Genomic DNA, 6,008 nt, shown 5'->3' on the forward strand with positions numbered 1-6,008 from the left:
GTGCGGAACCTGTCCTACACCTACCTGTCCGGCCTCGTGGCCAGTGCCGCCTCCACCGAGGCGCACCAGCTGCGCTACCTGTCGAGCGCCGCGCCGCTCTCATCCCGGCCCAGGCCACGGTTCCGGCCCCGGCCCAGGCGGTCCCGCTGCCCCAGACCGGGGCGGGCACCCGGGCGCAGATCCTCTTGGGTCTCGTCCTGCTGCTCGGCGGATTGCTCACCCTTCGCCGGGTGCGGAGCGTCCGATGCGCCGCGTGACCGGGGGGAGGGTGCTCGCCACCCTCCTCATCCTCGCGGGCCTCGGCGTCCTGGTCGGAGCCGCCTGGATTCCCGCCAAGGCCGCGCTCGCGCAGGTGCTCCTCGAGCGTGCCTTCGCCCGAAGCCTCGTCGAGGGCCGCCCGGTGCGGCCCTGGCCATCGGCCGATACCGAGCCGGTGGCACGACTCACGGTGGCGGGACAGAGCTTCGTCGCCCTGCGCGGCGGCAGCGGACAGGCCCTGGCCTTCGGCCCCGGCCATCTCGACGGGACGCCGGAGGCGGGCGAACCGGGCACCGCCATCTTCGCGGCTCATCGCGATACGCAATTCGCGGTGCTCGCAGCGGTGAAGCCGGGCGATGTCGTCTCGGTGACCCGGCGGGACGGACGCACCGTCCGTTTCCGGATCAGCGGCAGCCGGGTCGTGTCCTGGGACGCATCGGGGATCGATCCGGCCGCCCCGGGACGAAACATCGCCCTCGTGACCTGCTGGCCTCTGGATGGCCTGGTGCAGGGGCCGCTGCGCCTGGTCGTGGAGGCAGAGGCGGTGGACGACACGGAATGAACCACTCCTCTTACTGGGCCATGTCTTGCCAGCCTGTGCGGTTTCGTGCGGATCTCTGCGGAGACGAGCGACGAGCCGAGAGACCGTGCAAGAACCCGAAACCGAGCTGCCCGAGGGCCAGAGCCGCGCCATTGCCCAGGCCGTGCGCGAGGCGCTCGCCCGTCGCCGGATCTCCCGTCAAACGCTCGCCGATCTGGCGCGGATCAGCATTTCCACCCTGGAGAAGGCCCTGGCCGGCCGCCGCCCCTTCACGCTCGCCACCACCATCCGCCTGGAGGAAGCGCTCGGCCAGCGCCTGCGCAACGGCATCGAGCCCGTCAGCGCAGCACCGGAGACGCGGCATGCTCCTTCCGAACTCGGCTCCTATTCCCGGGAATCCGCCGCCTGGCTCGAAGGGCGCTATCTGACGCTGCGGCCCTCCTTCGGCATGGCGGATGCGGTTTTCGCCTATCGCACCGAGATCGCGTGGGACGCGGCGAGCGCACGCCTTGCCTTCCGCGAGGCCGAGCGAAGCGATGCGCCTTTCGCCCAGACCGGCAGCGTCGCGGTGCCGAACCAATCGGGCATGATCTATCTCGTCACCAATTGGCAGGGACAGTGTCGCCTTGCCGTGCTCTGCCGGCCGACCATCCATGGCGAGATGTTCGGGCTGCTCACGACGCTGCATGCGGGACGCGGCACGCAACTCACCCCGGCCGCGGCTCCGCTCGCCCTCATCCCCGAAGCTTCGGCCGGCCCGGAACTCAGCTACGGACGCGTGACGTCCGGCATGCCGGCCTATGCCGATTACCGCCGCCAACTCGGACGGGTGTTCGAGGAGGGCTATGGGGTACTGTTCGGCTAAGCCGACTCAAATCGGACCGTGTCAAATCCGGCTACCCTCGAAGAGCCGGGGGTTGTGCGACGAGACCGTGCGGGCATTGCGCCAATGCCGGTCCAGGCCGCCGATCCGGGCTCCGGCCGAACGGACGGGTGACGTCTCGGCCGACCCCGCCCGGGGCTCAGGCGCTCAGGCTTCGCATCCAGCCGAGCAGCACCGGGGCGCTGTCGTGGCCGCGATGCGCGAGCGCCCGCTCCGCCAGGGCCTCGCTCGGAAGGAATCCGAACCGCCTGCGAAAGGCGCGGCTGAAGGTCTTCTCGTCGGAGAAGCCCGTGGCGTAGGCGACCGACGAGATGCGCGGGCGCCCGCCCGCCGCGCCGAGGAGTTTCATCGCCCGTAGCAGGCGTCGCTCGCGGATGTGGCTGGCGACCCCATCCTCCTCCTCGAAGAGCCGGTAGAGGGTGGCCCGCGAGAGCCCGAACCGAAGGATCAGCGCGTCGATCCCGAGGGATTCCGAGGCCAGTTCCTGCTCGATGTACTGGCAGATGGCGACCTTGTTGAGCCGGTCGAGGGCCGGCGCCTGGTTCGCGTCGGGCTGGAAGCAGGCGGCGCAGAGATCGGCCGCCGCGCTCGACAGGTAGCGCAGCTGGTGCGCCTCGGTGGAGGCGGCACTGGCCACGAGGCCGGACAGGTAGGTGTAGGACAGGTTCCGCACGGGAGCCGAGCGGTAATCGAGGGGTTTCCCGTGCAGGCTCTCGATGGTGGCGATCTGGTCGCCGAGGAGCTTGCGCGGCAGCATCACGGTTGTAGCGGAGACCGGCCCGGCCTCGCTGACGATCGGCTGCGTGAGGTCGAAGACCACGAGCTGGGAGGCGTTGATCTCCACTGAGCGTCGGGCGGCGCCCACCCGGCTTTGGCCGGCGGTGTAGAACTGGATCAGGATGTGGTCGACGCCCTGCCGGGCGATGGTCCGGGCCGAGCGCTTCAGGCGCTGGGCCGGCGCGGTCACTGAACCGACCAGGGCTTCCCCGAAATGATACGTGGTCAGGGAGATCGGGGAGGCCAGGTCGGCATCCGGCGCGAGCTCGGCCTCGAAGACCGGCGCGAGATGATTGCACCAGGACTGAGCCAGCAGAGCCGGATCGGTGGGAGCGATGAAACGGTCGCAGAGAATGTCCGTCACGGATCAGTGGCCTTCAATGCAACGCAGACCCATGGACGGCACCAAGAAGTACCGATCCAGAGATATTCGAGAATACCCATCCCAATGCGAACAAATGATCGAGGTCATCATCGATCAACATGCGATATGTCATCGATCATGACGACCAGCCCTGCTAAGACGCTCAAAGCTTTGACTACTTAAGCGTTGATGCGCGAATTAATTAGCGCACACTATCGATTTAATAATTGATTAATCAACAATTTTTTGGATCAAAGCGAATTATTTCTGCGACGATTAAGCATCGTCGGCCGATGGAGTTGCGGTCTCCCGCCACACTCATCTGAATTGGACCGGCGGCCAAGGCAAGCGGCACGCCCCGCCGGAGGGCTCGACTATGAGACGAAAACGACTATGTTTGAGACATCAAGCAACTTAAAAGCATTTTGAGACAAAACATCACTTAGATGAGACGAAACGCCCCTCAACACAAGCACAGTCGAGATCCGCATTAAGGTCTCGATAAGTGGATCGACCCCTGTCTGGGGCGTCGCCAACAGGGCGATGTCTCGATCAACAGGATCCACTCGATGTCCGGCAGCATCACCCTCACATCCGCAACGCGCCAGAACCTGCTTTCGCTCCAGGACACGGCAAACCTGCTCTCGACCACCCAGAGCCGGCTCTCCACCGGCAAGAAGGTGAACTCGGCGCTGGACAACCCCACGAACTTCTTCACGGCGCAGAGCCTGTCGGCACGCTCCAGCGACATCAGCTCGCTGCTCGACGGCATCTCCAACGGCGTCCAGGCGATCCAGGCGGCGAGCCAGGGCATCACCTCGATCACCAAGCTCCTCGAAACCGCCAAGTCCACGGCCAGTCAGGCGCTCGCCGACAAGACCGGCGGCAGCAGCGGCATCAGCGGCGGCGCGAAGGAGCAGGCCGCCAAGGTGACGGCCACCTCGACCCTGGCCTCCCTCGGCACCACCGGCGCCACCGGCGAGACCACGTTCGACTTCTCCGGCCCGACCAAGGACGCCTCCCTCGAGATCACCCTGGGCGGTAACAAGTCGACCATCCGCATCGATTCGGCGACCCTGGCCTCGTCCGGCACCGACCTCTCCAAGGTCACGTCGGAGCAGCTCCTCACCGCCATCAACGGCCAGATCGCCAACAACAGCGCGCTGGCCGGCAAGGTCTCGGCCGGCACCAGCCCCGACGGCCGCATCACCTTCGCGACCACGACGACGGGCGCGGCCGCCAGCCTGACCGTGGCGGGCTCGGCCAATTCCACCATCGATATCGGCTACGGCAAGTCCACCACCACGCCGACCTCCGCCACCGTCACCGCCAATGCCGCCCTGGCCGTCGCCACGGATTTCTCCACCGGCAGCGCCTCCCTGGTGGTGAGCGACGGCAACACCTCGGTCCAGGTCAAGCTCGACAAGAACTCGGCCACCGACGAGCTCGGCGGCACCCTCGGCGCCTCGGCCTCGCGGGAGAATGTCGCGAAGGCCATCAACAAGCAGCTCAAGGATAGCGGCTCGACCGCGACGGTCGAACTGTCCAGCACCAACAGCCTCGTGTTCAAGTCGGCCGATGTCGGCCCCGACGCGCAGATCTCCGTGATCGGCGGCATCGACACCACGGGCGGCAACGGCGCGGCCGGCATCGGCTTCAGCACCTTCACCGCGAGCACGCCGGTCGCGGGCAATCCCGCGGCGGCGGATTCCACGACGACGGTAGTCGGAGTCCCGAACGGTGCCGCGGCAGCGGCAAGTACAGGTACCGGTACGGTCGGCGGACGGACGAACTTCACTGTCTCGCCCCCGGCTAAGGCGGACGTCAGCAACACGCAGACCACAAGCTTCACGGTCGCCGGTCACAAAATCACTCTGAACGCTGACAGCCTCCTCGCCAATGGTACCAAATTCGGTGACTCGACGCAGACAGCCACAAATTATGCCGACGCTATCAATGTACAACTGAATGGTTTTGCTGCCGGTGTCACGGCCTCGATAAACAGCGGCGTTCTCACCTTCGAGACGAACGATAAAACAGCGGCAACGGCGGCTCCGGTTGTTGTGACATCGGGTGCCGGCCTGACCGATCAACTCGGCCTGTTCGGCAAGCCGGCCACGACTAAGCTCGCCACTACCCTCGGCGACAACATCAACCTCGAAGGCAAGAGCGCAAGCTTCACGGTCGGCGGCACGACCGTGACGCTCGACTCCACGAAGACCGACAATTCCGGTCAAGCCATCGGCAATAACCCGAACCAGAAAGCTGCCGTCGAGGCGATCAACAAGCAGCTGACCGGCGGCTACTCGGCCTACATCGGCACCGACGACAAGCTGACCATCGTCGGTCCCAACAGCGCGACCGCCGCGCCGGTCATCACCGCTGCCTCCGACACGATCGGCCTCGGCCTCGGCACCGCCAACACGCTGACGGCCACCAATGCCGCGACCACGCCGTCCGCCAGCACCGCAGCGAAGGTGACGGCTACCGGCACCGCAGCGGCGACCCTGGCGCTGACATCGACGGCCAACACCTTCACGGTCGGCGATGGCACCAAGACAGCTAATATCTCTATCAGCACGAGCACACCGTCAGGCAGCGGAACACTCGCCTCAGCCGCAACTAAGGATCAGGTTGCAGCCGCCATTCAGGCCCAGCTCGACGCTGCCGGGGTCAACGTCACAGCCGCGTTCAACAACGACAAGCTCGAGCTCACGTCGAAGGGAGTCGGCACCAGCGGCACCGTCACGCTGACGCGCGGCGTCGATGGGACGGGCGCTGCGGGGCTCGGCATCGGCTCGGCGGTTGCCGGCGAGACGCCCGTGACCGCGACAGGCATCCCGGCCGGTTCCATCGACCTGTCGGGCGGCAAGTCGAGCGCCTTCTCCATCAGCGACGGCACTACCAGCAAGAACGTCTCGATCTCGTCCACGAGCCTCGACAAGGCCGGCAACGCCATCGGCAACGCGGCGACGCAGGACAAGGTCGCCGAAGCCATCCAGGTCCAGCTCGACACCGCCGGCGTCAAGGCCACCGTCTCCTTCGTGGGCGACAAGCTTCAGGTGAAGTCGAACGCCGTCGGCACCGGCGCCGCCGCTCCGACCCTGACCGCGACCAGCGACACCGCCGGCCTCGGCCTCGGCACCACCACCACGGCCAGCAGCACCCCCGCCGCGGGCGGAGGC

Annotated in this window: 5 protein-coding genes; 4 read left to right on the forward strand and 1 reads right to left on the reverse strand. The window is 66.7% G+C overall.

Going from position 1 to position 6,008, the window contains the following annotated elements; all coding sequences use genetic code 11:
• The 3 genes from FV220_RS23580 to FV220_RS23590 form a co-directional block, all read left to right on the forward strand.
• On the forward strand, window positions 1–257 hold a 257-nt coding region (locus FV220_RS23580; protein ID WP_246689529.1), incomplete at its 5' end, for an LPXTG cell wall anchor domain-containing protein.
• Window positions 245–820, forward strand: coding sequence for a class GN sortase (locus FV220_RS23585; RefSeq protein WP_147833432.1), 576 nt, complete (start codon window positions 245–247; stop codon window positions 818–820). The genes FV220_RS23580 and FV220_RS23585, both read left to right, overlap by 13 nt.
• Window positions 821–905: 85 nt before the next feature.
• A complete protein-coding gene (locus FV220_RS23590; protein ID WP_147833433.1) occupies window positions 906–1,664 on the forward strand; it encodes a helix-turn-helix transcriptional regulator in 759 nt (252 codons plus the stop codon).
• A 157-nt stretch (window positions 1,665–1,821) separates the two neighbouring features.
• Here the strand turns inward: FV220_RS23590 and FV220_RS23595 are convergent, their stop codons facing one another.
• Window positions 1,822–2,823 (reverse strand): helix-turn-helix domain-containing protein, encoded by a 1,002-nt coding sequence (locus FV220_RS23595; RefSeq protein ID WP_147833434.1) that lies wholly within the window; start codon window positions 2,821–2,823, stop codon window positions 1,822–1,824.
• A 569-nt stretch (window positions 2,824–3,392) separates the two neighbouring features.
• Between FV220_RS23595 and FV220_RS23600 the strand changes: the two genes are divergently transcribed.
• Window positions 3,393–6,008: hypothetical protein (locus FV220_RS23600; protein ID WP_147833435.1), on the forward strand; the 2,616-nt coding region annotated here is incomplete at its 3' end.

The organism is Methylobacterium sp. WL19 (genome assembly GCF_008040005.1).
GTDB lineage: Bacteria > Pseudomonadota > Alphaproteobacteria > Rhizobiales > Beijerinckiaceae > Methylobacterium > Methylobacterium bullatum.